This is a genomic window from Bartonella propinqua (assembly GCF_047263965.1).
Lineage (GTDB): Bacteria > Pseudomonadota > Alphaproteobacteria > Rhizobiales > Rhizobiaceae > Bartonella.
On the sequence record NZ_JBLEBK010000019.1, the window covers coordinates 1 to 3,401 of the forward strand.

Genomic DNA, 3,401 nt, shown 5'->3' on the forward strand with positions numbered 1-3,401 from the left:
CCGTGCTAAGAGCACCTTGAACACCTTTCAGGCTTGCAGTCATGTTTTTGACCGCAGCAGAAAAGCGAGGAACACCCAATTTATGCGATAAGTCTTGAAACCGCCCTTGTAGACGCTTCAAAGGCGCAGTGATTTTATCCTCAAGCGTTAATCTGACTTTCGCATCGGCAACTTTTTTCGTCATTTCGTTTTATGCCTTTCTGCTGCTTGTTTTCGCCAAAAGATCAATTCTTGTGGCTCCATTTCCATCATATCTGACAGTGGCCAATGAAAAACGATCGCTATATCCCCTATCAGTTTTGCGGCGGTTTCCCAGTCGAGGTATCCCGCCGCTTGATAAAAGACTCTAAGATTTCCCCAATACCTGACAAATCTTCAATATCAATTTCTCCCACGGCTTCATAAGACCAGCTCGAAAGGCGTGCAATCATTGCGATCGTTTGCTCGAGACCTTCCTTTTTATCAATCGCTTGCAAATCCTTTGTTTTGGCACGACGTAAAATGATTTTGGTGTGTTCTTTTCCTTCAAAAAAAACAGGGATGGACAATTTATATGTAACGCTTGTTGCTGCTGTCATTTTTACATTCCTAAAAATTCTCTATGTTTTGCTAATTGGTCTACACCATTGAATTTCCTCACCATGTTGAGAGCATCTATCTCAACAATCTCAACCTCCTTCTGAACATACTTGAAGTAATGCAGTGTGAATGTCGCTGTAGAGGTTGCTTTGCCTCCTGCTTGCCATTCTGCCATTTCAAAACCTTTGCAAAGCCCTCGCATGGTGATGGCAACCCCTTCTGCGGGCGTGCCCTGCGCTTGCATTGAGCCCCGTAGGGAGATGTCAACATCAGAGCGCCCCAGCTGTGTCATCAGCTCTGGGGAGCAATCAGAAATCGTCATGGTCAGTGTTAAAACCTCAAGCCCCATATCAATCTCAATGGGCACATCCATGCCACCACCACGATAACTTTCAACGGTGAAATTCAAATTTGGCAAAGTCACGCTTTCACATTTTGCCTGATAGGGAATACCGTCGACATAAATGTTAAAATATTTCAAAACCCTTGGTAAAACTGGTACTGCCATTACGCCATCTCCTCTAAGTAATCATTGGTAATTTGTGAACGGAACGTGATATGTTCTGCTGGGGTTGTTGGTGTAAATTCTACATTGAAATAAACTTTGCCATCTTCGATCGCACTTGGTGTGTTGAGTTCTGGATCGGGGATGCAGTGCCCACCAAGAATTGCCCCTTGCGCTTTTAAATCACGCAAATAAGCATTGACGCTTTCGCTCACATCGCTCATGTAAGTTTTCTTGATATTTTTATCGACTGCCCACAAATGCCCGCGTAAAATGGCATCGTTAATCATATCTGCGGTTCTCACCACCGATAAAAAAGCAAATTTTCTATCACTTGAAAGCGTACGGTTTCCCCACAAGCGATAGCCATTTTCGCGGATAATTGTTGTAATGTTTTGTTCATTGAGCAGGTTGGCACGGCTTGATCTATCACCGATAGAAAAGTCAATCGGACGCGCAATACCAACAATGCCATTGATGACTTTATTGGAAGGAGAATGCCAAAAGCCGTTCTCAAAATCCGTTCTAGCAATCACCCCTGCAACAGCTGCACTTGCTGGCTCTTGTGAGATTTTTTCATGACGATTCACTGCCACAAAGGGATCAACGATAACAGCACGTTTTGAATTAAAATCCTTGGCTGTGCTAAGAGCTGCTTCATCTGTTGTGTTTGGTGCATCAAGCACCACAATGGCACGCAGACGTTCAGCAATACCAAGAAGCTCTGCTGCTACTGGATTCGATGTGGTGCCTATTTCTGCCCTAGCTGTTGCACCAGTGCCATCACCTTCAATCGTCACATTTGGTGCAGTTTGATAATCAATGCCATTCTCCTTGAGAACAATAGACGTGATGTTCCCATCAGAAATGACAGCTTCTGCTTTGGCTCCCCCTGTAATTTTAACCGTTGCTTGACTATAATCACTGCCTTGGTTCGTGACATTAATCTTGCTAAGGGTTACAGGGCGTTGATGGGTAAAGCTTGGAGCAATCAAAATGCGTGGTGTTTGTCCAACAATGGATTGTGCTCCAATTAAAGCATGAACACCTTCATAAGCTCCATCTGTATTGACACCACCAAGAACATTGGCAAGAGTTGTATTCTCGTTCTCACCTTCCTTCACCCGCACGACAATAACAATGGCACCCACTTGCTTAAAAATCAGGTCAAGAGCATTAGGCAAAGTGCCACGTCGCTTGCCTGTTTTATCAAGTTTTGCTGCTTGTAAAAGTGATCCCGAAACCAAGACGGGTGTATTCAAGGGAAATGCTTGTGTATCGGCATCTGGTGCCGTCCCCACAATCCCGATAACGGCTGATTGAGCTGTACGAAGTGGACGCGTACCGTCATCGGACTCGATAACTTCAACGCCGTGCAAAAAACCTGTTGCCATTTTATGCTCCTTCAAATGATTGGCTGGGTTAAATGAATTCTGAAAAATTATGATGAGAGTGTCGCTCTTAAAAGCATCTTGATAATATACGTATATTACGTATATTATGTATATTATGTAATATGGATTGTGCGCAGGTACCGATATGAAAAAATATAGTTTTACAGATGTGAACCGTGAGACTGGCAATATTTTAGATGAAGCTATGTCCACGCCTGTAGCTTTAACAAAACGAGGACGTGAGAAGATCATTATGCTTCCCATCAGTTTATATAACGAATTAATAAAACCCCATTCTGCTGGACAATCTTTTATCTATGCAGATGCACCAAAGAATATATTAGACGACTTAGATCGTGGGTTAGATGATATTTTAAATGGCAATGAAAATGTTTAAAGCTGGAGATGTTGTTCAATATTATTATTTATGGCATGCACAAGCACAAAACAACGAACATTCAGGACGTAAAGCTCGTCCTGCTTGTGTTATGGTCAAAACTGAAAATCATCTTTTTTTGTTTCCTATCACTTCTCAAGAGCCTTGTAATACACAGTATAGTCTAAAAATACCTGAAATAGAATGTAAGCGTGCGGGCTTACAAAAGCAGTCTTGGGTACATGTTGATGAATTTAATGTTGTTCCTTGCGGTGCATTTTTTGACTTTAAAAATCTAAAGCCTCAAGGATATTTTAGTCCTGCTTTCATGCGTAAGATTGCATTTAAAATTAAAGAAGTTAAAGCAATAAAACCACTTGGAAAAGTCTCTCGACACTGAATCACTTACGCATGATTAAAAACTTGCATCAGCAATTTAAGATTCCACTGACAAGCCTTATCCATCACCATCAAACTTCATGACTTTATGGCATAAACAACCGTTGCATTCACAGGTCGCGTTTCTGCTTCACCCGTTGAGGAAATG

7 protein-coding genes are annotated in these 3,401 nt (G+C 42.1%); 2 read left to right on the forward strand and 5 right to left on the reverse strand.

Going from position 1 to position 3,401, the window contains the following annotated elements; genetic code table 11:
* From ACMFKV_RS06955 to ACMFKV_RS06975, 5 genes are all read right to left on the reverse strand, one after another.
* Positions 1 to 184 (reverse strand): hypothetical protein (locus ACMFKV_RS06955; protein WP_413154883.1); only part of this gene is annotated, 184 nt, incomplete at its 3' end.
* On the reverse strand, positions 181 to 297 hold the full coding sequence (locus ACMFKV_RS06960; RefSeq protein ID WP_332060728.1) for a GpE family phage tail protein: 117 nt from the start codon (positions 295 to 297) through the stop codon (positions 181 to 183). The genes ACMFKV_RS06960 and ACMFKV_RS06955, both read right to left, overlap by 4 nt.
* Positions 294 to 578, reverse strand: coding sequence for a phage tail assembly protein (locus ACMFKV_RS06965; RefSeq protein WP_413154894.1), 285 nt, complete (start codon positions 576 to 578; stop codon positions 294 to 296). Before ACMFKV_RS06965 ends, ACMFKV_RS06960 begins: the two co-directional genes overlap by 4 nt.
* A 2-nt stretch (positions 579 to 580) precedes the next feature.
* Positions 581 to 1,087, reverse strand: a complete 507-nt coding sequence (locus tag ACMFKV_RS06970) for a phage major tail tube protein (RefSeq protein ID WP_336288727.1) — start codon at positions 1,085 to 1,087, stop codon at positions 581 to 583.
* Positions 1,087 to 2,478, reverse strand: coding sequence for a phage tail sheath subtilisin-like domain-containing protein (locus ACMFKV_RS06975; RefSeq protein WP_413154895.1), 1,392 nt, complete (start codon positions 2,476 to 2,478; stop codon positions 1,087 to 1,089). Before ACMFKV_RS06975 ends, ACMFKV_RS06970 begins: the two co-directional genes overlap by 1 nt.
* Before the next feature lie 145 nt (positions 2,479 to 2,623).
* On the opposite strand from ACMFKV_RS06975, the gene ACMFKV_RS06980 reads away from it, so the two are divergent.
* Both ACMFKV_RS06980 and ACMFKV_RS06985 read left to right on the forward strand, forming a co-directional pair.
* Positions 2,624 to 2,875 (forward strand): type II toxin-antitoxin system prevent-host-death family antitoxin, encoded by a 252-nt coding sequence (locus tag ACMFKV_RS06980; RefSeq protein WP_413154896.1) that lies wholly within the window; start codon positions 2,624 to 2,626, stop codon positions 2,873 to 2,875.
* A complete protein-coding gene (locus tag ACMFKV_RS06985; RefSeq protein WP_413154897.1) occupies positions 2,868 to 3,254 on the forward strand; it encodes a hypothetical protein in 387 nt (128 codons plus the stop codon). The genes ACMFKV_RS06980 and ACMFKV_RS06985 overlap by 8 nt, the downstream gene beginning before the upstream one ends.
* Positions 3,255 to 3,401: the final 147 nt, after the last annotated feature.